General features: G+C 70.5%; 17 protein-coding genes. 12 read left to right on the forward strand and 5 right to left on the reverse strand.

The features are described 5' to 3' along the window. Positions 1–85 precede the first annotated feature (85 nt). From AB0J36_RS04180 to AB0J36_RS04220, 9 genes are all read left to right on the forward strand, one after another. The gene (locus tag AB0J36_RS04180) at positions 86–7,030 is read left to right on the forward strand and encodes an RHS repeat-associated core domain-containing protein (protein WP_363660104.1); all 6,945 of its coding nucleotides are present in this window, start codon (positions 86–88) and stop codon (positions 7,028–7,030) included. Further along, a complete protein-coding gene (locus AB0J36_RS04185; RefSeq protein ID WP_357129161.1) occupies positions 7,030–7,608 on the forward strand; it encodes a hypothetical protein in 579 nt (192 codons plus the stop codon). The genes AB0J36_RS04180 and AB0J36_RS04185 overlap by 1 nt, the downstream gene beginning before the upstream one ends. Positions 7,609–8,002: 394 nt before the next feature. Then, on the forward strand, positions 8,003–9,385 hold the full coding sequence (locus AB0J36_RS04190; protein WP_363660105.1) for an efflux RND transporter periplasmic adaptor subunit: 1,383 nt from the start codon (positions 8,003–8,005) through the stop codon (positions 9,383–9,385). Further along, positions 9,382–10,275: an ABC transporter ATP-binding protein gene (locus AB0J36_RS04195; protein WP_357129167.1), complete on the forward strand. Its 894-nt coding sequence runs from the start codon at positions 9,382–9,384 to the stop codon at positions 10,273–10,275. The genes AB0J36_RS04190 and AB0J36_RS04195 overlap by 4 nt, the downstream gene beginning before the upstream one ends. Beyond that, positions 10,272–11,456: an ABC transporter permease gene (locus tag AB0J36_RS04200; protein WP_357129170.1), complete on the forward strand. Its 1,185-nt coding sequence runs from the start codon at positions 10,272–10,274 to the stop codon at positions 11,454–11,456. Before AB0J36_RS04195 ends, AB0J36_RS04200 begins: the two co-directional genes overlap by 4 nt. 260 nt (positions 11,457–11,716) lie before the next feature. After that, positions 11,717–11,926, forward strand: a complete 210-nt coding sequence (locus tag AB0J36_RS04205) for a helix-turn-helix domain-containing protein (protein ID WP_007465625.1) — start codon at positions 11,717–11,719, stop codon at positions 11,924–11,926. Between the two features lie 214 nt (positions 11,927–12,140). Next, entirely contained in the window at positions 12,141–12,242 is a 102-nt protein-coding gene (locus AB0J36_RS04210; RefSeq protein WP_007465623.1) for an AURKAIP1/COX24 domain-containing protein, read from the forward strand. 116 nt (positions 12,243–12,358) lie between these two features. After that, entirely contained in the window at positions 12,359–13,435 is a 1,077-nt protein-coding gene (locus tag AB0J36_RS04215) for an NAD-dependent epimerase/dehydratase family protein (protein ID WP_357172339.1), read from the forward strand. 302 nt (positions 13,436–13,737) lie between these two features. Further along, entirely contained in the window at positions 13,738–14,595 is an 858-nt protein-coding gene (locus AB0J36_RS04220; protein WP_363660107.1) for a lysophospholipid acyltransferase family protein, read from the forward strand. A gap of 3 nt (positions 14,596–14,598) precedes the next feature. Here AB0J36_RS04220 and AB0J36_RS04225 read toward each other — a convergent pair whose 3' ends face one another. The 3 genes from AB0J36_RS04225 to AB0J36_RS04235 form a co-directional block, all read right to left on the reverse strand. Beyond that, on the reverse strand, positions 14,599–15,456 hold the full coding sequence (locus tag AB0J36_RS04225) for an HAD-IB family hydrolase (RefSeq protein WP_357172764.1): 858 nt from the start codon (positions 15,454–15,456) through the stop codon (positions 14,599–14,601). 196 nt (positions 15,457–15,652) lie between these two features. Next, positions 15,653–16,531 carry a DUF5667 domain-containing protein gene (locus AB0J36_RS04230; RefSeq protein WP_357172337.1) on the reverse strand — a complete coding sequence of 293 codons (879 nt, stop codon included), beginning with the start codon at positions 16,529–16,531 and terminating at the stop codon, positions 15,653–15,655. 288 nt (positions 16,532–16,819) lie between these two features. After that, positions 16,820–17,773 carry an ECF subfamily RNA polymerase sigma factor, BldN family gene (locus AB0J36_RS04235; protein WP_357392841.1) on the reverse strand — a complete coding sequence of 318 codons (954 nt, stop codon included), beginning with the start codon at positions 17,771–17,773 and terminating at the stop codon, positions 16,820–16,822. Positions 17,774–18,367: 594 nt separating this feature from the next. Here AB0J36_RS04235 and AB0J36_RS04240 point away from each other — a divergent pair. The 3 genes from AB0J36_RS04240 to AB0J36_RS04250 are packed head-to-tail and all read left to right on the forward strand — an operon-like array spanning position 18,368 to position 20,920. Continuing rightward, positions 18,368–19,993 (forward strand): AMP-binding protein, encoded by a 1,626-nt coding sequence (locus AB0J36_RS04240; RefSeq protein ID WP_357392842.1) that lies wholly within the window; start codon positions 18,368–18,370, stop codon positions 19,991–19,993. Next, entirely contained in the window at positions 19,983–20,237 is a 255-nt protein-coding gene (locus AB0J36_RS04245; RefSeq protein ID WP_355050810.1) for a glutaredoxin family protein, read from the forward strand. Before AB0J36_RS04240 ends, AB0J36_RS04245 begins: the two co-directional genes overlap by 11 nt. Before the next feature lie 17 nt (positions 20,238–20,254). Continuing rightward, positions 20,255–20,920 (forward strand): HAD hydrolase-like protein, encoded by a 666-nt coding sequence (locus AB0J36_RS04250; protein WP_357172331.1) that lies wholly within the window; start codon positions 20,255–20,257, stop codon positions 20,918–20,920. Here AB0J36_RS04250 and AB0J36_RS04255 read toward each other — a convergent pair. Together AB0J36_RS04255 and AB0J36_RS04260 are read right to left on the reverse strand one after the other, a co-directional pair. Beyond that, positions 20,901–21,557, reverse strand: coding sequence for a response regulator transcription factor (locus AB0J36_RS04255; RefSeq protein ID WP_357129188.1), 657 nt, complete (start codon positions 21,555–21,557; stop codon positions 20,901–20,903). The two genes, AB0J36_RS04250 and AB0J36_RS04255, sit on opposite strands and share 20 nt — an antisense overlap. Positions 21,558–21,598: 41 nt before the next feature. Next, positions 21,599–22,900, reverse strand: a complete 1,302-nt coding sequence (locus tag AB0J36_RS04260) for a sensor histidine kinase (RefSeq protein WP_357129191.1) — start codon at positions 22,898–22,900, stop codon at positions 21,599–21,601. Between the last annotated feature and the right edge of the window lie 114 nt (positions 22,901–23,014).

The following is a 23,014-nucleotide window of genomic DNA, read 5'->3' on the forward strand; positions in this document are numbered from 1 at the left end:
TGCGTGTTTTTCCGGATCTCGCAGAGGTGAGGGTGCAATGGTCGGGCACGGGGGATTACGTTTGGTCACAGGGCCCAGACGTCTGGTGGCGCTTACTGCGGCGACGTCGCTGATGGCCAGCCTGCTGACCGGGACGCCAGCGGTCGCGAAGCCCGATGACGGCGGCCTGTCCAAGCTGCCGCCCATGTCGCCCGGGCGATCCGTGACCGGCGTCAAGCCGTTGCCCACGCACTTCGTTACCCCACCTGACCAGGCGAAGTCGACCCATCGACCGTCGCGGACGGCATGGCCGAAGGCCGCGTCGGCCACGGTGGAGCTGGTCGGCTCGGCTTCGGCGACCCGCACCGCGGCACCGGGGAGCACCCGTGCCGCGGGCACCCCGGTATGGGTGGCGCCGGTCGCGAAGGGTGGTCGTTACGCCGGACCCCGGCAGATGCGGGTCCAGATCGCGGACCGGGCGACCACCGAGGCCGCCGGCGTGGACGGCGTATTGCTGTCGCTGACTCCGACGGACAGTGAACGCGCCAGCGGCTCCGTGCATGTCGGCGTCGACTATGCCGAGTTCACCGAGGCGTACGGCGGCAACTACGGGTCCCGTCTTCGGCTCGTGCAACTGCCGGCATGTGCGCTCACCACGCCCTCGCTCGCCGCCTGCCGGACGCCGATCCGGGTGCCTTCCACGAACGATCAGGCGGCCAAGTCGGTGTCGGCCGAGGTGCCGCTGACGACTGTCGGCGGCGACAGTCGCTCGGCCGCCCCGGCGATGGTCCTCGCCGCCGTCGCCGGTGTTGGCGAAGAGGGCGGCAAGGGCGGCACATACGCGGCGACCGACCTGAAGCCGTCCGGCTCGTGGAGCGCGGGTGGCAGTACCGGCTCCTTCACCTACTCGTACCCGTTGACCGTGCCGCCGACCCGGTCGAAGCTCGTGCCGCAACTGGCTCTCTCCTACGACTCCGCAAGTGTCGACGGCCAGACCGTGGCCACCAACGCGCAGGCGTCGTGGGTCGGCGACGGTTGGACCACCCCGAAGTCGTACGTCGAGCAGACCTTCGTCTCCTGCTCGGACGACCCGGGTGGCAGCCCGTCGCCGGTCAAGACGAACGACCGGTGCTACGCCGGCCCGATCCTCACCATCGCGTTGAACGGATCGTCGAGTTCGCTCATCTGGGACTCCGCCAAGGACACCTGGAAGGTGCAGAACGACACCGGTGCCGTGGTCACCCGGGTAATGAACTCGGGCAACGGCAGCGGTACCGAGGACACCGACTACTGGCGGGTGACCGAACGGGACGGCACGGTCTACGAGTTCGGTCGCAACCGCCTGCCCGGGTGGACCACCAACAAGCCCGAGACCAAGTCGGTCGACTACGTCCCGGTCTACTCGGCGCACTCCGGCGACCCCTGTTACGACTCGGCAGGCTTCAGCTCGTCGGTCTGCACGATGGCGTACCGGTGGAACCTCGACTACGTCAAGGACGTCCACGGCAATGCGATGGCCTACTACTACAACCAGGCCACCAACTACTACGGGCGCAACGAGGGCGCCACGGACGTGATGTACATCCGGGACAGCAACCTGGCCCGGATCGACTACGGCTTCCGTGACAACGGCGCGTACGGCATCGTCCCCAACCAGGTGGTGTTCAACACCGACGACCGTTGCCTGTCGGGCACTTGCAAGCCGTTGAACGAGGCGAACAAGGCGAACTGGCCGGACGTCCCGTTCGACCTCGTCTGCAACTCCGGCACCGACTGCAAGGCGTGGAGCCCGTCCTTCTTCTCCACCGTGCGGTTGGCCTCGATCGAGACCCAGCAGTACGACACCAGCACCACTCCGTACAAGAAGGTCGATTCCTACGCCCTCGCGCACACGATGCCGGCGACAGGTGACGGCACCGCGCCGACGCTGTGGCTGACGTCGATCACCCGTACCGGGCGTGACACCACCTCCGGCGGCTCGACCAGCGCCATCACCCTGCCCTCGGTGTCGTTCACCGGCATTAAGCTCCCCAACCGCGTGGAGGTCAGGAGCGGCTACCCCTCGTTCTACCGGCAGCGCATCGCGACGATCACCACCGAGACCGGCTCGGTCGTCTCGCCCAGCTACGAGCTGCCCGAACCCTGCACGACGCCGGTGACGATCAGTCCCGCCACCAACACCAAGTCCTGCTACCCGGTCTACTGGACCCCGGAGGGGTTGCCGGACCAGATCCGCGACTGGTTCAACAAGTACGCCGTCACCCGGGTCACCTCGACCGACCCGACCGGCGGTGCGCCAGCCACCTCCACCAGTTACCAATACCTCGACGGCGCTGCCTGGCACTACGACGACAACGAGGTGGTCAAGGCCAAGTACCGCACCTACGGCCAGTTCCGTGGGTACGGCAAGGTCCGTGTACGCAACGGTGACGGCGTGAACGACCCCCGCACGTTGGCCGAGACCACCTACTACCGGGGCATGAGCAAGAACAACAGCACCGCGGTCGCCACCGTCACCGACAGCGCGGGAGGGGTCCACGAGGACGTCGACCAGCTCGCTGGTCGTGCTCTGGAGACCACCTCGTACCTGGGCGACGGCGGCCCGGTCGACAGCTCGACGGTCACCTCGTACTGGGTTTCGGACGCGACCGCGACCCGGAGCCGCACCGGACTCCCGGACCTGACCGCGACGTTCACCGCGCCGGTGCAGACGTGGCGGCGGCAGGCCGTCACCTCCGGCGCCAGCACCACCTGGCGGTACAGCCAGTCCGACATGTCGTACGACTCGTCGATCAGCTCGCCGACCTTCGGGCTGTTGCAACACTCGTACGACCACACTGTGCCGGCGAATCCCACCTACGACCGGTGTACGAGCACGACGTACGCCGCGGCCAACACCGGTCTCAACCTGGTCGGCCTGACCAGCCAGATCGAGACGGTGTCGGTGGCCTGCGCCGGCTTCCGCGCCGGCTCGCCGGCCTCGGTGCCGGGCAGCACCAACACGCTGGCCGCCCCGACCACGGTCAGCCGGCCGGCGCAGGTCGTCTCGCACGTTCGGACCTACTACGACGACACGCAGTTCGCGGAGGCGTTTCCGCAGGCCGCCCCGACGCGGGGCAACGTCACGATGGTTCGCAAGGCGTCCGACTGGGTCTCCGGTGCGTACGTCTACCAGACCACCGACAAGGCCGAGTTCGACGCGTACGGGCGGGTGACCGGAAGCTGGGACGGTAACGGCAACAAGACCATCACCACCTACACCGACAATACGGCCGGTCTGACCACCGGCATGAAGTTGGAGAACGCGGAGGGTCACGCCACCTCCACGACCATCACCACGCTGCGCAATCTGCCCACGAGCAGCACCGACGCCAACGGGGTGGTCACCAGCACCCAGTACGACGCGCTCGGTCGGTTGACGGCGGTCTGGCTGGCGTCCCGGCCCACGAGCGCGCTGGCGAACGTGAAGCACAGCTACGCGGTGTCGAACACCGGGGTGACCGCCACGACGACCGAAACCCTCAACAAGAACAACTCGTACCGGACCTCGACCACCATCTACGACGCCCTCTACCGGGTGCGGCAGACCCAGTCGGACACGAACCCGGGTGGTCGGATGATCTCCGACTCGTTCTACGACAGTCGGGGTTGGGTGCGGGCGACCTACAACGGCTGGTGGGACGCCTCCACCGGGCCGAACACCACGCCGTCGTACACGGACTCGTTGGTCAAGAAGGCCCTGAACCAGACCTACAACACCTACGACGGGCTCGGCCGGGTCATCCTGGCCGAGAGCGCACGCGACGGCGTGGTGAAATCGTCGACCAGGACCGTGTACAACGGGGACCGCACGACGGTCATCCCGCCGACCGGCGGCACCGTCACCGCGACCGTCAACGACCCGATGGGCCGGCTGGAGAAGCAACTCCAGTACACGGCCGCGCCGGCGCTGGTGTCGCCGAGTAACTCCTTCACCGGCCTGTACCGCTTGACCGGCGGTACCACGGTAGACAGCAGCTACGGGTACGACGGCCACGGCAACCAGTCGACCCTGACCGACAGTGCCGGCAACGTGTGGACCACCACGTACAACCTGCTGGGTCGGGTGACCGGCAAGGACGACCCGGACGCCGGCACCAGCAGCATGCGCTATGACGGCGCCGGCAACGTCATCGAGTCGACGGACGGCCGTGGCAAGACCACCTCGGCCACCTTCGACAAGATCAACCGTCGCACGGCGAGCTTCGCCGCGCCGACGTCGGCGCAGTCGGCCAGCAACAAGCTGGCCGCCTGGGTGTACGACAACGACAACAACGCGGCGTCGATCACGAACGCGATCGGCAAGCTGACCACCGCGACCGCCTTCCGCAACGGCGCCGAGTACAGCACCCAGTGGATCAACTTCGACTCCTTCGGCAACTCGAAGGGCGAGACGATCACCATTCCCGCCGTCGAGGGGGCGCTCGGCAACACGTACGCGTTCGGGCACACCTACTCGGCAACGATCGGAATCCCCCTCACCGACACCTATCCGGCGCGCGGCAACCTGCCTGCCGAAACCGTTATCCGTAGCTACAGCGGAATCCTGGACCTGCCGACCGTCACCGCGGGGCTGGCCGGCTACAGCGCGTCCGCGGACTACGACGCCTGGGGTCGGATCACCCGCAACGTGCTCGGCCTCCCGCCGAGCGTGGCCTCCATCGTCAACATCTACGACGATCACAACGGGCGGCTGAATCAGCAACTGGTGACCAAGACGACGACCACGACCACGGACGTCGACAAGCAGAGCTACGAGTACGACACGTACGGCAACATCACGAAGACGGTCAACACCCGTTACGAGCCGACGACGGTCTCCGAGACGGAGTGCTACCGGTACGACGCACTGCGGCGGCTCACCAAGGCGTGGACGGCGACCGACGGTTGCGCCGTCGCGCCGACCGTCGGTAACCGGGCCATGGTCGGCAGCGGCATCGGCGCCACCAGCGCCTACTGGACCGAGTGGAGCGTCGACCCGCTCGGCAACCGGAGCAGCCAGACCCAGTACTCACTGACCGGGGGTAACGACACCACCACCGGCTACACCTACGACGGCAACGCCAAGGGCCAGCCGCACACGTTGACGAGCACCACCACCACCGGTGGGCTCACCGGCAGCACGTCGTACGGCTACGACGACGCGGGCAACATGACCACCCGCAAGGCCGGACAGGGCACCCAGACCCTGAACTGGGACGACGCGGGTGAGTTGGCGTCGGTGACCGGCGGCACGGACGGCAACAGCTCTTTCCTGTACGACGCCGACGGCAACCTGCTGATCCAGAAGGACCCGGGGGTCACCACCCTCTACCTGCCCGGTCAGCAGATCACCCTCAACACCAATACCCAGGCGCTCAGCGGCACCCGCTACTACCCGCTGCCGAGCGGCGCGATGGCCTACCGCACGGGTAGTGGCAACGCGTACGGGTTCACCATCCCCGACCACCAGGGCACGCCCAGCCTCTACCTGAACAACACGGCCCAGGTGCCGACCTGGCGGCAGTACACCCCGTACGGCGCGCCGCGCGGCTCCACCGTCACGGCACCGGACAACCGCGGCTTCCTCAACCAGCCACTCAACACGAACACCGGCCTGACCCAGGTCAGCGCCCGCAACTACGACCCGACAATTGGTCGGTTCGTCTCGGTGGACCCGTTGCAGGACCCGGCCGATCCGCAGCAGTGGAATGGTTACTCCTACGCCAACAACTCCCCGGTCACGATGAGCGACCCGGACGGTCTGATCCCCGCCGACTGCCGGGAGTACGACTGCCGCGGTTACGACCCGCGTCCGCTGAAGGAGGGCGACGGTCGGGGTGCCGGCGGCTGCCCGGGTGGCTGCGGCACTGAGGCGAACATCGCGTGGGGCGACGCGAACGGCAAGACGAGCACCAGGGACCGGAAGCGGGAGCATCCCCGAGTCCTCGGAAAAGTGATCGTGGTGCCCGAAACGGTGCCGCTGGAGGAGTTCGCCCGCCGGTGGAACGATCAGCGTGCCGAGTGGCTTTCGGCGTCGGCCTTCAGCAACGACCTACTCGAGGCGCAGGACGAGCGCGCGCTCGCCATGAACATCTGCCACGACATGGGACGGCCGGGCGGCTGCCAGGAGTGGATCGAGCAGCTCTACAGCCCGTACGTCGACATCTTGGCAGCGACCTTGCCAGCAGACGAGATGTTCCAGAGCGGTGCGATCGGCGCGGCCAACGCCGCGGCCCGTACGGGACTACAGGGTGGGCGTCCTGGTCGCGGCGGTGGCTGTAACTGCGGCTGCATGAGCTTCAGCGGTGAAACCGAAGTCCTGATGGCCGATGGCGCCACCAAGCGACTGGATGAGTTGGAGGCCGGAGACGAGGTGATGGCGGCGGACCCGGAGACCGGTGAGCAGGGTCCCCGAGTCATCACTCATGTCTGGGTCCACCAGGACGATCTCATCGAGCTCCAGCTGGTTGGCGCGGTGATCACCACGACCGAGGATCATCCGTTCTGGAACCAGACAGACCGGGAGTGGCAGCGGGCTGACGAGCTCGACGCGGGCGACCTCGTGTTGTCATCGGACGGCCGAACCCGATTGGCGGTGGGCCTCCGCCCCGACACTGTCCACGCCGCCCTCGCTTACAACCTAACCGTTGATGGCATCCACACGTACTATGTGCTCGCCGGCAAAACCCCGGTCCTCGTGCACAACACAGGACCATGCACTCCGGACCTGACTGCGCTGTCGCAAAGCGGGCAGCGGGCCGCTAAGGGTGGTAGGACGGCGGCAGGTCGGGCGTATCAAAAGCACATGGATCGTGGTGAATTGGATGCCGTTCCTGGTGCGCAGTTGGATGAGGCAGGCCAGAATCTCTTGGACGACATTCTGACAAACCCGGCGACGACAAGCTCTCCAGTCACTAGCGGAGGTTTTCGGGGCGGGACGAGGTACACAATGCCGGGGCCAACAGGCCAGCGAGGTTTTGGTGCTACCTTTGATCAGAATGGCGCATTCCAATACTTTGGGCGGTATTAATGGACAAGATCATCCTCCCGTGGGATCTTGCTGCTGGGCAGCCAAGAGCTTTCGATGTGCTCGCTGCAAAGGTGGTCGGCCAAAATGTTTCGGCCGTCGGCTATCAGCCTGTATCTGGTGGCGAGTGGCCGAATGGGCATCGTCACGACACTGTTCATGAGATTGACATGGCGCTCAAGTTCTCCCTGGAGGGGGGAGGGTCACTCGTGGTGCGCTGGGAAATGCAAGGGCTAAACGAAGGGCTGGGCGTTGGTCTCTTGACGGATTCTCTTGCCGGGGAGTTTGGCGGCGTCGACTTCCTCGACGTAAGCGCAACGCCGGAGTGGCGGCCGTTGCTTGGAGAGACAATCGCGAATATAGTGGGCGCTTTTCACGTTCCTAACGAAGGATGCCCGGAAGCGCTTTGGTCAATGCGCTTCGACTTTTCCCATGGTCGGTCGGCTGTCGTCGCGCTCGGCGAAATGAGTGGTGATGACCTCGGGTATCTGCCAGATGGCCTGGTGGCAATATTTGACGAAACGGAAGCCAGGGCATTCACAGTTGGATCTAGCGCTCAATCGGCGTGGGGTGAGTTTTAAGGAGGGGATTTCACAAAGTCTGGTCCTCCATCTGACGCGATTTCCAAGATCAAGGGCAGGCTTCTCCAGCGTTGTTGATGCACCCGCTCGTAACATGATCTGGTAGTCAGCGCGAAGGTGGCCGGGCTGGCGTTTGCCGCGAACGTGTGCCGGTGGTTGACGGCGTCTGCGTCGGTTGCTGTCGACGTTGATGTCAACGGATCATTGATATACATGGACATTGCTATAGTGACGGACTGTAACGTCTGAGCGCCTGTTGAACATGGCTGGCGCTGCCCCTTCATTTCGATCGGTACGGCGGTCGATTTCGAAGCCAGAGCCTCAGTCAGTTGAGTCGGCTGCACCTGCTGCTCGGCCGCTAAGGTTGCCACGGCCAGCCCCATAGGATGAGTGGATGCGCAGCCCCGACCTGCCGAGGCCCGCAAGCGCCACGCGGCCCCGCCTGCTCATCGCCCTGACCGCCGTCGCCGTCCTCACCGCCACCACCGCCGCGTCCTGCGGTGACGACCAACCGCCGGTCGCGCTCGCCGCGGCCGCCCGTAGCCCGGTCAGCGAGGTGATCGACGCTCCGGCGACGGTGACGGCCCGCGCCGCCGCCAGCCTCACCTCGCCCGCCGGCGGCACCCTGGCCAGCCTGCGGGTCCAGCCTGGACAGCGGGTGAAGCGCGGTCAGGTGCTCGCGGTGGTCGCGTCCCCGTCGGCCCAGGCCCGGCTGCGCCAGGCGAAGGAGGCGCTGGACGCCGCGAAGCGCGCCGGCCGGGGTGTCTCCACCGGCAACCTGACCAGCAGCCGGCGGGGCACCGACAAGGCCGCCGACGAGGCGTTCGACGCCGCTCGCAAGGCCGCCGAGAAGATTGCCGACCAGCAGTTGCGGGACGCGCTGCTGGCCCAGGTGACGTCCGCCCAGCGGCAGTACGCCGCCGCCGCGCAGAGCGCCGACGAGGCCGTCCGCGCGGTGCAGCGGGGGATCAGCGGGTTGAACTCCGCCGTCGGCTCGCTGTCCGCGGCGCAACGGCTACAGGCCCAGCAGGCGTACGACCTGGCCAAGGCGACCGTCGACGCGTTGACCCTGCGCGCCCCCATCGGCGGGGTGGTGCAGCCGGGCGGCACCCGGGCCGGCGGTGGCCCGAGCGGCGGCCTGGCCGGGCTGTTGGAACAGGCCGGTGGGGCCGGGATCGACCCGTCGGCCCTGTCACCGGCGCAGGGCGGCCCGCCGGCCGGCGTCGACGACGCCGTCGTGGTCGGCGGTCAGGTCACCGCCGGCACGCCCGTGCTGACCATCGTGGACACCGGGCAGCTCGGACTGCTCGCCGACGTCGACGAGACCGACGTGCTGCTGGTCAAGCCCGGCGTGACCGCCACCGTCGAGCTGGACGCCGTGACCGGAGCCAGCTACGACGCCACGGTCCGCTCGGTCGACGTGCTCCCCACCAGCTCCGCGCAGGGCGGGGTCACCTATCGGGTACGCCTCGCGCTGGGCGCGGGAAAGCTGGCCGAGGACGAGCCCGCCCCCACGCCCCGTCCCGGCATGAACGCGATCGTGCACCTGCGCGTACGGGAGGCGGCCGACGCGGTGACCGTCCCCGCCTCGGCCGTCTTCTCCGCCGACGGTCGGGACGCCGTGTGGGTGGTCCGCGACGGAAAGGCCGACCGCGCGCCGGTGACCGTGGGCGTCCAGGGGTCCGACCTGGTGCAGATCCTCAACGGCGTCCAGGCCGGCGACCGCATCGTGGTGCGCGGCACCGACCAGGTGCGCGACGGTCAGGAGGTGCGGTGAGCGACACCCCGCCGGCAATCGAGGCGGTGGACGTGTCGCGCACGTACCAGCTCGACGGGGTGTCGGTCGAGGCGCTGCGCGGGGTCTCGCTGACCGTGCAGCCGGGGGACTACGTGGCGCTGGTGGGGCCGTCCGGCTCCGGCAAGTCCACGCTCATGCACCTGCTGGGCGGTCTCGACCGGCCGACCGGTGGACGGTTGGTGATCGGCGGGCGGGACGTCAACACCCTCTCGCCGCCGGAGATGGCCGCCCTGCGCAACGAGACGATCGGCTTCGTGTTCCAGGCGTTCCACCTGCTGCCGCGTACGTCGGCGGTGGAGAACGTGGCGTTGCCGCTGGTCTATCGGGGGGTGTCGGCCCGGCAGCGCCGGGAGCGGGCGGCGGCGATGCTGGGCCGGGTCGGTCTCGGGCACCGGCTGGACCACCGGCCCAACCAGATGTCCGGTGGCGAGCAGCAGCGGGTCGCCATCGCCCGCGCGCTGGTCACCGAGCCGACGGTGCTGCTGGCCGACGAGCCGACCGGCAACCTGGACAGTGTGACCGGCGCGGCCGTCCTGGAACTGTTGGAGCGGTTGAACGCGGAGTCCGGGGTGGCGCTGGTGATGGTCACCCACGACCAGGAGGTGGCGGCGCGGGCCGCCCGCCGGATCACCATGCGCGACGGTGTGGTGGTGGCGGACAGCGCCGACGTCCTTCATGATCGACCGCCGTCCGTCGATCACGGTCGACCTGAGACACTGGTGCCCGCTCCCAGCGCGGAGCCCCGGTCCGTGTCCGGAAACGGCCCGGGGCACCCGTCCGGTGGCTCCGGTGGCGCCGCCGGAGCCACCGGACGCCTTCCGCTCGACCCCGGCCCAAACCGCGACGAGCCCGAGGACGGTGCGGCGTGAGGGTCGCCGAGGCGTGGCGGGTCGCGCTGGACGCGTTGCGCGCCAATCGGCTGCGCAGCTCGCTCACCATGCTCGGCGTGATCATCGGTGTCGCGTCGGTGGTGTTGCTGGTCGCCATCGGCACCGGCACGAAGCAGAAGGTGGAGCAGCAGGTCGAGGGGCTCGGCTCCAACCTGCTGCTGGTGGTCCCCGGCAAGATCGAGGTGGGCACCGCGCCGGTGGTCTCGCCGTTGACGCTCAAGGACGCCGAGGCGGTCTCCCGCGTCGTCGGCGATCCCCAGCGGGTCGCGGTCACCGTCGCCTCGGGGGCGACCGCGCGGGCCGGCGCGCGCTCGGACTTCACCACCGTCCAGGGCGTGCTGGAGACCACGCCGACGGTGTTCACCCGCTCGTTGGCCCGGGGCCGCTATCTCACCGGCACGGACGTGGACACCAGCCGGCGGGTCGCGGTGCTCGGCGACTCGGTGGCCCGCGCGTTGTTCCCCGACCGCGATCCGCTGGGCCAGCAGGTGACCCTCGCCGGCGTACGGTTCCGGGTCATCGGCGTGTTCGCGCCCCTCGGGCAGAGTCTCGGCGTCGACCGGGACGACGAGGTGCACGTACCGGTGACCGCCGCGCAGCGCCTCTGGGGCACCCAGCGGGTGGACGGCATCGCCGTCAAGGCGCCCGACCGGGAACGGATCGACGAGCTGGGCGAACGCATCGTCGCGGAGCTGAACCGCCGGCACCCGGACACCGAGTTCAGCGCGGTCACGCAGCAGCAGATCCTCGGTGTGCTCGGCGACATCCTCGGCGTACTCACCGGTGTGCTCGCCGCCATCGCCGGCATCTCGCTGCTCGTCGGCGGCGTCGGCGTCTCCAACATCATGCTGGTCAGCGTCCGCGAGCGGACCCGGGAGATCGGGCTGCGCAAGGCCGTCGGCGCCCGACCCCGCGACATCGGCGTGCAGTTCCTGCTGGAGGCGGTGCTGCTCACCACCATCGGCGGGCTGACCGGGATGGCGCTGGGCGTGGGTACCGCCCTGCTGGTGGACGCGTTGTCACCGATCCCCGCCGCGATCACGTGGTGGTCGCTGGCGCTGGCCTTCGGTGTGTCGGCGGCGGTGGGGATCGTCTTCGGCGTGGTTCCCGCGCAGCGCGCCGGCCGGCTCGACCCGGTGGTGGCGCTGCGCGCCGAGTGAGCAACCGTGGTGGCGCTGCGCGCCGAGTGAGCAACCGTGGTGGCGCTGCGTGCCGAGTGAGCAACCGGACGACGGACGCAGCCGGGGAGATAACGGCCGGTCGGATCGGGTGAACCGACCACCGAAACATGATCAGTTGTACGAAGGGATCGCGCCGGTCACAGCGGCCCCGCTACCGTACTGGTAACACGCGCGTCGCCGCCCGGCCCGGAGCATCCGTCGGGTTGGCCCGCGCCGGGCATGGGATGGGTCGGTGAGCCATGGCCGGGTCGCAGTCCGACGGACGGCTGTCGGAGGTCAAGTTCCTGACCGTCGCGGAGGTGGCGACGGTCATGCGGGTGTCGAAGATGACGGTCTATCGTCTCGTGCACAGCGGTGAGCTGACCGCGGTCCGGGTGGGCCGGTCGTTCCGGGTGCCCGAGCACGCGGTGCACGAATACCTGCGAGGCGCCTTTCAGGAAACCGCCTGAGCCACCGGACGGCCGATTGAGCGCCCCCTAGGCGTCATGGACGGGGGCGCGTTGGTCCTGCTGAGGCTCTGCGGCTACCCTGGAGCGCGACCGAGACCCTGCCGGTGCGCCCCGCCGCCCAGACTGGTCCGGTCCGTTGTCCGCATGCGGTCTCCGTCGTCACCTGCGTGGTGTCATCCGGTCCGCCCCGCACGTTGTATCGAAAGGCTGTCGTATGGGCTCGGTGGTCAAGAAGCGCCGTAAGCGCATGGCTAAGAAGAAGCACCGCAAGCTGCTGCGTAAGACCCGCGTCCAGCGTCGCCGTCTCGGCAAGTGACCGGCGCCGGGCTCTGCCCGGCAGCGTCGCTTGCCAAACTGTCGACCTCCGGAGGCTCAGGTGATCAGGCCGTGGTCGTCCCGGCTCGATCCCGCCTGTCGGGGTAGGTGCGTCAGATGACCCCCGGTAGCACCCCAGGTGCTCCGGGGGTCGTCGTCGTGACCGGGGTCGGTCGTTACCTGGGCGCCCACGTGGCGGCCCGACTGGCCGCCGATCCGCGTATCGAGCGGGTCATCGGTGTGGACGCGCCGGAGTCGGCCGCCGAGTTCACCGATCTGCTGGACCGGGTCGAGCGGATCCGTGTCGACCCGGCTTCGCTCGGTGGGCTCCTCGCCGATCTGGACGTCGACGCGGTGGTCCACCTCGCGTTGGTCAGCTCTCCCGACCGGCAGCACGGTGGCCGGTCGGCCATGAAGGACCAGAACGTCATCGGGACCATGCAGCTCCTCGCCGCCTGCCAGCGGGCGCCCCGCCTCCGCAAGCTCGTGGTCCGGTCGTCGACCGCCGCGTACGGGGTGTCGTTCCGCGACCCGGCGGTGTTCACCGAGGAGACCGAGCCGCGCGAGGTGCCGCGCGGCGGTTTCGGCCGCGACATCCTCGACGTCGAGGGGTACGTCCGAGGTTTCCGTCGCCGTCGGGCCGACGTGACCGCGACGGTGCTGCGTTTCGCCCCGTTCATCGGTTCGACCGCCGACACGACCCTGACGCGCTACTTCGCGCAGCCGTTCGTGCCGACCGTGTTCGGCCGCGATCCCCGGCTGCAGTTCCTGCACTTCGACGACGCGTTGGAGGTGCTGCACCGGTCGATCGTGGAAGACCATCCGGGCACCTACAACGTCGCCGGTCCGGGCGTGCTGTCGCTGTCCCAGGCGATCCGGCGGGCCGGGCGGGTGGCCGTGCCGGTGCTCGAGCCGGGGCTGTCCGGCGCGGCGGCGCTGGCCCGCACCATGGGGGTCGGCCGCTACGGCCTCGACCAGGTCGATCTCTTCGTGCACGGCCGGGTCGTCGACACCACGCGCCTTGAGCAGGAGTACGGCTTCACGCCGCGCTCCACGGCCGAGGCGTTCGAGGACTTCATCCGCGCCCACCACGGTAGGGCGGTGCTCAGCCGGGGGCAGTTGGCCGCCGCCGAACAGTTGGTTCTGGACGGCATCCGGCAGGTCCGTGCCGCGGTTCGGGAGCGCACATCGTGACCGGGCAGGGGCAGGACCCGCAGGGGATCGGGCGGTTCGACGTACCGCTGGTTCCGCCCGTGCCGGATGCGGAGCCGGCGCGGCGCAACGGCCACCGCCCGGCGGCCCGGCTCGCGCCCACCGCGACACCCGCTGACGAGGTCGACACGCCGACCGACGGCCCGGCGGGTACGTCCGCCGACGAGGTCGACACCGGCGCCACCGACGAGCCGGCCAGCGGAAACCCGCCCGCCTCCGGTGGCACCGCGCCGACGCCCGGCGGCACAAGCGCGCCGGCTTCCGGCGGTGGCACCGCGCCAGCGGTGGCGGATCGGCCCGGGGACCAGTGGGACCGCCGGGTCGCCAACGGCCTGGCGTTCCTGCGTCGACGGTTGGCCGGGGACTACGAGGTCGACGAGTTCGGCTTCGACCCGGAGTTGACGGACGCGGTCTTTCACCCGTTGCTGCGGCTGCTCTACCGGGACTGGTTCCGTACCGAGGTCAGCGGGGTGGAGCACGTACCCGGCGACGGGCCCGCCCTGGTGGTCGGCAACCACTCCGGCACCGTGGCGCTGGACGCGTTGATCCTGTCGGCGGCCCTGCACGACAAGCATCCGGCCCGCCGCTACCTGCGCCTGCTCGGCGCCGACCTGGTGTTTCGGATGCCGGTGGTGTCGGAGATCGCCCGCAAGACCGGCGGCACGGTGGCCTGCAAGCCGGACGCCGAGCGGCTACTCGGCGGTGGCGACCTGGTCGGCGTGTTCCCCGAGGGGTTCAAGGGCATCGGCAAGCTCTACGCGGACCGGTACAAGCTGCAACGGTTCGGTCGGGGCGGCTTCGTCTCGGCCGCGCTGCGCACCGGCACCCCGATCGTTCCGGTCGCCATCGTCGGCGGCGAGGAGATCTATCCGATGCTCGCCGACATCAAACCCCTCGCGCGACTGCTCAAGCTCCCGTACTTCCCGGTCACGCCGACCTTTCCGTGGCTCGGGCCGCTGGGGATGGTGCCGCTGCCCAGCAAGTGGCTGATCGAGTTCTGCCCACCGATCCCCACCGTCCACCTGACCGATTCGGCGGACGATCCGCTGGTCGTCTTCAACCTCGCCGACCAGGTGCGGGAGACCATCCAGCAGACCCTGCACACGCTGCTGGAACGGCGACCCGATCCGTTCGGCCCCTGACGCTCAGCCGGCGCGACGGCGACGCTGGAGGGCCAGGCCGGCGGTGACCGCGCCAGCGACCAGCCCGGCCGCCGCCGTCGACGGTACGGCGATCTTGACGGCTCGGCGGCCGGTACGGAAGTCCCGTACCTCCCAGCCGCGCTGGCGGGCCTGCCGCAGCAGCGCGCCGTCCGGGTTGACCGCGACCGCCCGGCCCACCGCGGAGAGCATCGGCAGGTCGTTGGCCGAGTCGCTGTACGCCGCGCAGCGGCTCAGGTCCAGCCCTTCCACGGCGGCGAGCTGGGTGACCGCCTCGGCCTTCGCCGGCCCGTGCATGAGATCGCCCACCAACCGCCCGGTGTACGCCCCGGCCCGCACCTCGGCCACCGTGCCGATCGCACCGGTCAGGCCGAGTCGGGCGGCGATCACCCGGCCGATCTCGACCGGGGCGGCGCTGACCAGCCACACGCGCTGGCCGGCGTCCAGGTGGCGTTGGGCGAGCTGGCGGGTACCGGCCCAGATCCGGGGGGCCATCAGCTCGTCGAAGATCTCCTCCGAGAGGCGTTCCACGTCGTCGACCCGCCACCCCTCGACGAAGGCCAGCGCGGCCTCCTTCGCCTGGGACATGTCGCCCGCGTGTTCCCGGGCGAGCAACCGGAACCGGAGCTGCTGCCAGGCGAAGCGGGCCAGGTCGGCGGTCGTGAAGTAGTTCCGGGCGGCGAGCCCCCGGGCGAACCAGTAGATCGACGCGCCCTGCATCATCGTGTTGTCGACGTCGAAGAAGGCGGCGGCGGTCGGGTCCGGTGCGGGCGGGGTGACCGACGCCAGGTCGGTCTCCGCCCAACCGGCGGTGTGTCCCTGAACGTCGGTGCTGACCGTCATCCTGCGGCTGCGCGCCACGCGACTTCCCCTCCTTCCGCAGCTACGACGATGCCTCCAGCGAGGGTATCCGGAACGCACGACCGACCGGCCGGGCACAGAAAACCGTGCCGCGACCGGTCGGTCGTGCGCTCTCGCGCAGCGGGTCCGTGGGCCTGGTTTCGCCGTACGGGTCAGTGGGCCCGGTCTCGTCGTGGGCTCAGCGCGTGCCGGGGCAGGTGCTCGGGGTGGGCCCGAGGGTGTCGCTGCCGGTCGGCGCGGGCAGGCCGCAGGCGATGGCGGCGCGGACCGCGTCCGACCGCTCCCGGATGCTGTCCAGCAGGGCCAGCGACCGCCGGGTCCGTTCCCGGTCGGCCCGGCCGGCCCCGTCGAGCAGGTTGTTCACCGCCCGCCGCTGGCTGGCGACGAACGTGTTGACGGCGTCCAGGCTGGCCGGCTCGGCGCGCTGCACAGCGGCGGCGGTGAGCAGGCGGATGCCCTGCCGGGTGTCGGCGTCCATGTCGTCGAGGACAGCGCTGTAGCCGATGCGGTCGCCGCGCAGCTCGGCCGCCTCGCCGAGCCGGGTCCGGGCGAAGTCCAGGAAGAGCTGGCCACGGCTGATGTCCGAGCTGGCCAGGGCGAGTTGCGCTCGCTCGGTGGACCGCTTCATTCCGTAGAGCGCGTCGCCGGGAACGGCGTTCTCGCTGGCGGCGGAGATGCCGGAGACGGCGATGGCGCCGGCGGCGATGCCGACCAGGATCGCTCCCCGGGCACGGGCCCGCCGGGCGGTGACCGCCGGCAGCAACGAGCCACGGCTCGTGGTAGCGGCACGCGGGGCGGCCGGCTCGGCGGTCGCCGGGGTCGTGCCGATCCCCTCACGCTCGGCGGTGGCGAGCAGCATCGCCCGCAGGCCGGTGCGGAAGTCGGGATCCACCTCGACGGTCGGAGGATCGGCGCTGATCCGATGGCCCACCGCGACGAGCGGCGCCAGCTGGCTGTCCACCCGGGACCGCACGTGGTGCCGCCGGCCGCCGTTGGCCTCGTCGAGAAGTTGCGCGAAGCGCTCGGCACGCCGGCGGGAGAAGAGGTCGTTATCCACCGCAGGCACCTCCTCTCGCTGGTCACGGCCGGTCGGCCGCCGTGTTTACGGCGACCGGGCGGCGTTTGTGACACCACGGAGGTGAGGCGCCGTCCGGCCTGCCGGGCGGACCTCGGTGCCCCGGCCCTGCCGGGACATCCACCGGTCGCACCCGGAGAAACGCGGCGGACCGGGCACGGGTTACGGGCCGGGCGGGGCGGAAATCACAGAAAGTGATCGGCGTCACCGAGTGAGACCCGCCCTGAGCTGCGCAGACAGTGATCGACGCTCGTCGGTGCGGCTAGCGAATCACGGTTGGAAACCGTCGGGCAGCAGTCGGGCCAGCGCACGGACGGCCCGGTACTGCAGAGCCTTGATGGCACCCTCGTTCTTGCCCATGGCGCGGGCCGTCTCGGCCACCGAGAAGCCCTGTAGGAACCGGAGCACGATGCACTCCTGCTGCTCCGGGTTGAGCTGTTTGACGGCGGTGAGCAGGGCGACATTGGTGATGTGTTCGACCACCGCCGCTTCCGGGCTGCCCTCGGGGCCGCGATCCTCGCGGTCGGCGTCGAGCACGTCGCCCGTGGTGACCTCCAGCCGGTACCGGCCGGACTTGAAGTGGTCCGCGACCAGGTTGCGGGCGATGGTCACCAGCCAGGCGCCGAGATCGCGGCCCTGCCAGGTGAAGCTCCCGATCCGCTTGAGGGCACGCAGGAACGTGTCCGACGTCAGATCCTCGGCGAGCTGACGGTTGCCCACCCGGAAGTAGACGAACCGGAAGACGGTGTCCACGTACCTGTCGTAGATGAGACCGAACGCCGCTGACTCGCCGGCCTGTGCGCGCTCGACCAGCGTCCAGACCTCGGTGGCCGGGTCGGACGGGTCCGGACGGCTCGGGAAACCGGTCGGCGTGGTCGGCGCGGCGGCCGGAACCGCCGGGATCACCGCCGTCTCGCCCGCGGCCGGGTCGGTGGCCGGCGCCGGGGCGTCGCCGGCCCGGCGGCCCTGCGACGGCATGGTCGGTCGGGTCGGCGCGGCGACCCGACCGCCGGTCGGCATCGCGTTGCCACCGGGGACCGCCGGTCTCGGTGGAGGCTCGTTGGTGTGGGGGCGGTTGCGGGTCCGCTGCGCGGGGCTCTCGCCCCGCAGCGCGGCGTGCGGGTCGCCCAGCGGCGCGCGGGTTGCCGGCCGTTCGTTGACCTGCGAGCGGGGCGTCTGGCCGGTCAGGCCGACGGGACGTTCCGCGTATCCGAAGGTGGTCATCGCGCCGCCCCCGTCCCCTTGGTGGCCGGACGGGCCGGTTTGCGGGTCGTCGGTGCGGACCGACCGGGTAGCCGGTCGGGCAGGACTGTTCCGGGGTGTGCCGACGGGCGGCAGTTCCCCTTGAGGTGCTGGTCCAATGCGCTCACAGGCACGGGGGCCTCCTCGGGCTGAGGGGTGTCGACTCACGGCAAATGGGGTGAGCCGACCCGAGTGATAATAGGGCCAACGTCACCCGCGCGTGGCAAGTCCGTTACACAAGGCGGAAGTATTTCCCGCTGTGTCGCACCGGCGGCGGACCGGTTGTCCGTCGTGTGCGTTTGACTTTCGACCGACCGGTTGTTCCAGCATGGATCCCCAGGTCGGACGGCACATTGGCCGATCAGCTGAGCGGTACCCGCCACCCGCCGTACCGGCTGGGCCGAACCGTTGACCGGGTGCGTCGCCCGTCCCATCAGCCGGACTCGATCGGTGCGTCGGTGGCACGGTGGGCGTCCCGTTGACGGGACGATCTGCGGCCGTCGCCGCGCGGCCGTCGAGGCGTGGCCCGTCGACCCGTCGAGGCGTGGCCCGTCGACCGCGGCTGTGCCAGACTCGATGACCGTGCAGGACTTCCCGCCGAACCTCGCCGACCGCGTCCGCCGGGCGGCTCTCGACCACGGCGACCGGCCCGCGCTGCACTGGCGGGATCAGCAGGTGAGCTGGTCCGAACTGGACGCCGCCGTGACCGCCGCCGCGTACGGCCTGGCTTCCGCCGTTCCGGCCACCGAGCCGGGCGACACACCGCCCCGGGTGGCGATCGCGCTGACCAACACCCCCGACTTCGTTCTCGGGTGGCTCGGCGCGCTGCGGGCCGGACTGGTCGCGGTGCCGGTCAACCCCGGCTTCACCGCCCCGGAGCTGCGACACGTGCTGTCCGACTCCGGCGCGTCGCTGCTGATCGGCACCGAGCGGGTCCGCGGCCTGGTCGCCGAGGTGGCCGCCGATCTGCCGGCGCTCACCGCCGTGCACGACACCCCGCCGACCGCCGGGCAGCCCGGGCCGCGTCCCCGGGCCCGCCGCGGCGGGGACGACCTCGCCGTACTGCTCTATACGTCGGGCACCGCCGGCCGTCCGAAGGGCGCGATGCTCTCCCACCGCGCGCTGCTGGCCAACCTCGACCAGGTCGACGCCATCGAGCCGCCGGTGGTCGGCCCGGACGACACGGTGCTGCTGGCCCTGCCGCTGTTCCACGCGTACGGCCTCAATGCGGGGCTCGGCGCCGTCGTCCACCATGGTGCCGCCGGCGTGCTGCTCGACGAGCCGGACCCGACGGCGGGACTCGCCGAGATCGCCCGGCACCGGGTCAGCGTGCTGGTCGGCGTACCGTCGATGTTCCTGGCCTGGGCCGACGCCGACACGGCCCGCGCGGCGACCGCGTCGGTACGGGTGGCGGTGTGCGGCGCGGCGCCCCTGGAACCCGCGGTCGCGGCGCGCTTCACCGCGGCGACCGGCCACCCGGTGCACATCGGCTACGGCCTCACCGAGACCGCGCCGGTGCTCACCTCCACCCTGGTCGGCAAGGTGGCGAAGGCCGGCTCGATCGGGCGGCCGCTGCCCGGCGTCCAGCTACGCCTGGTCGGGCCGGACTCGGTGGACCTGTGGCGCGACGGCCAGGCCGTCCCGGACGACGACACGGACGAGCTGGACATCTCCGACGCCGCCCCCGGCACCGACCCGGGGCAGATCGTCGTACGCGGCCCCAACCTCTTCGACGGCTACTGGCCGGACGGCCGCGACGGTCCGGACGCCGACGGCTGGTGGGGCACCGGCGACATCGCGTACGCCGACTCCGACGGCGACCTGCACCTGGTGGACCGACTCGGCGACCTGATCCTGGTCAACGGCTTCAACGTCTATCCGCACGAGGTCGAGTTGGTGCTCGCCGGGCACCCCGGGGTGGCCGAGTCGGCGGTACTGGGTGTGCCGCACCCGCGAACCGGCGAGACTGTGCGGGCGTACGTGGTGCCGGCGTCGGGGCGGCCGGTCAGCGGCGAGGAGTTGCTCGCACACTGCGCACGGAACCTGGCCCGGTTCAAGTGCCCGACCGCCGTCGAGTTCGTCGACGCACTGCCCCACTCGGCGATCGGCAAGGTACGAAAGACCCAGCTCCGGTCGGCGGCCCCGGCCGGATCGCCCGCATCCGCCGACGACGCCCGCACGGAGGTACCCGATGGCCACTGACGCCCGGCTCGCCCTGATCACCCGACCCGGCTGCCACCTGTGCGACGACGCCAAGGCCGCGCTCGACCGGGTGGTGGCGGTCACCGGCGACAAGTGGGTCGAGTGGGACGTCACCGGCGACGAGGAGCTGGAACGGGAGTACGGGGACCGGCTGCCGGTGGTGATGCTCGACGGCAAGGAGCACGGCTACTGGCGGGTGGAGGAGGATCGGCTGCTGCGGGACCTGACCACGCCGCAGCTCTGAGGGCCTAGGGTGCTCGGATGACCCCTGCGCACCCCCACCTGGTCTGGGACTGGAACGGCACCCTGCTCAACGACCTCAGCCTGGTGGTGGCCGCCACCAACGCCGCGTTCGCCAGCGTGGGCGGGCCGACCGTCACCTCCGACGAGCACCGGACGCGCTTCCGTCGGCCGATCGCCGACTACTACGCCGAGGTGCTCGGGCAGGCCGTGGACGACGAGGCGTTCGGTCGGCTGGACCGGATCTTCCACGACGCGTACCGCGACGGGCTGACCACCTGCGAGCTGGCCGCCGACGCGCGGACCGCGATGGCCGCCTGGGACGGCAGCCAGAGCCTGCTCTCCATGTGGTTCCACGAGGAGCTGGTGCCCACGGTGCACACGTACGGGCTGACCGGCCACTTCACCCGGGTCGACGGTCTGCGGGCGACGGTCGGCGGCGACCGCAAGGCCGAGTCGCTGCGGCGGCACCTGGCCGAGCTGGAGGTGGACGGCAGCGCGGTCGTCCTCATCGGCGACTCCATCGACGACGCGGACGCGGCCCTCGCGGTCGGCGGTCGCGCGGTGCTCTACACCGGCGGGTTCACCGACCCGGCCCGGCTGCGCGACTCCGGTCACCCGGTGGCCGACACCCTCACCGACGCGGTGGCTCTGGCCGCCCGGGTGGTCAGTTCCGCAGGTAGGTGAGGACGGCCAGCACCCGCCGATGCTGCTCGGTGTCCGGCGGGAGGGTGAGCTTGGTGAAGATGTTGCGGACGTGCTTCTCCACCGCGCCGTCGCTGACCACCAGGGCGCGGGCGATGGCCGTGTTCGACCGACCTTCGGCCATCAGCGCGAGCACCTCCCGCTCGCGCGGGGTCAACTCGCGCAGCGGGTCGTCGCGGCGGCGTCGGGCGAAGAGCTGGCCGACCACCTCCGGGTCGAGCACCGTGCCGCCGGCCGCCACCCGGCGCAGCGCGTCCAGGAACTCGTCGATCGCCGCCACCCGGTCCTTGAGCAGGTAGCCGATCCCGCCGCCGCCGGCGCCGCCGGTGGTGGCGAGCAGATCATCGGCGTACGACACCTCGACGTACTGGGAGAGCACCAGGATCGGCGTACGCGGCACCAGTTGGCGTGCCCGCACCGCCGCCCGCAGCCCCTCGTCGGTGTGGGTCGGCGGCATCCGGACGTCGACGATCGACACGTCGGGCCGGTGCTCGACCACCGCCTCGACGAGCGCGTCGCCGTCCCCGACGGCGGCCACCACCTGGTGCCCGCTCTCGGTCAGCAGTCGTACCAGCCCCTCCCGGAGCAGGACGGCGTCGTCGGCGATCACAATGCGCATGGGTGTGGTGTCTACCACGTCGGGACCGCCATCGCGTTGGTTCACAGCGGCAGTTCGGCGCGGATCTCGGTGGGGCCGCCGTTCGGGCTGACCACGGCCAGCTCACCGCCGGCCGCCCGCACCCGGTCGGCGATACCGGCCAGCCCGTGCCCCTTCGCCAGGTGCGCGCCGCCCTGCCCGTCGTCGCCCACCCGTACCTGGAGGTGGGTGCCCTGGCGGGCCACGGCGACCGTGGCCTCGGTGGCCCGACTGTGCTTGGCGATGTTGGTCAGCGCCTCGGCCACCACGAAGTACGCGGTGTTCTCCACCGCCGGGTCGAGTCGGCCGTCCCGCGTGCCCAACTGCTGGTCGACCTGGAGCTCGATGGGGATGAGCCCGCGACCGGCGAGCGCGGCGAGTGCGCTGGGCAGACCCCGGTCGACCAAAATCGGTGGGGCGATGCCGCGCGACAGCGCCCGCAACTCGGCAAGGGTTTCCCGGGTCTGGGTCACCGCCTCGTCGATGGTCCGGCCGGCCTCCTCCGGGTCGGAGGCGAGCTGCATCCGGGCCCGGCTCAGGTCCATCGCGAGTCGGACCAGGCGCTGCTGCGGGCCGTCGTGGATGTCACGTTCCAGCCGGCGCAGCGCGGACGCCTCGGCGGACACCGCCGCCCGCTTCTGCTCCTCCAGCACGGTGATCCGGTCCCGCATCTCGGCCACCCCGGTCAACAGGGCCCGAGCGAAGCTGGCCTGGAGCAGCGCGCAGCCCCGCACCACGATCGGCAGGGTGATCAGGAAGAACACGCCGACCGCGGTGTTCAGCCCGATCCGGGCGGTGGTCGAGTCACCCAGGCCGAGGAGTTGCGCCAGATCCTGGTCGTCTCCGGACGGCCGGGGCAGGGCCCAGTCGTACGCCCAGTAGAAGGAGTTGGCGATCGCGACGACCCACCAGGAGACGGTGACCACGAAGGTGGCCAGGGCCACGATCAACCGCAGGATTCCGTGCGCCAGGTCGAGCCAGGATTGCGCGTCGCGCATCGGCAGGAAGATCCGCCGCCAGGCGCTCGCGCCCGCCTCCGGCAGTCGGTAGCGCGGTCGGATCCGGGGCTGCCGGAGTACGGCGGGCAGCCGCAGCCGCTCGATGTCGGCCAGCCCGCGTGCGGCGTACAGCGTGCCGCTGAGGATCGGCAGGCCGATCACGGTGACCATCAGGCCGAGGCCCGCCGAGAGGCCGACGATGAGGACGACGAAGCTGGCCACTGCCAGTGGCAGGCCGAGAAGCACGTACCCGGAGTCGACGAAGAGTTGGCGGGGGATGCTCCGTGCCAGCGGCTGCCGGTCGCTGGTGGCGGCAAGGGCGGTCATGGCTCAAAGGCTAGGCAGCCGCGGCCCCGCCCCCCATCCCGAAGCCTGGTCTCTCCCCGGTAGTGCTGCCCCCACCCCGCGGTCCTCCGAACCCACGCTCCCGCCCATTCCCGC

This window comes from Micromonospora sp. NPDC049662, from assembly GCF_040675055.1.
Taxonomy (GTDB): Bacteria; Actinomycetota; Actinomycetes; order Mycobacteriales; family Micromonosporaceae; genus Micromonospora.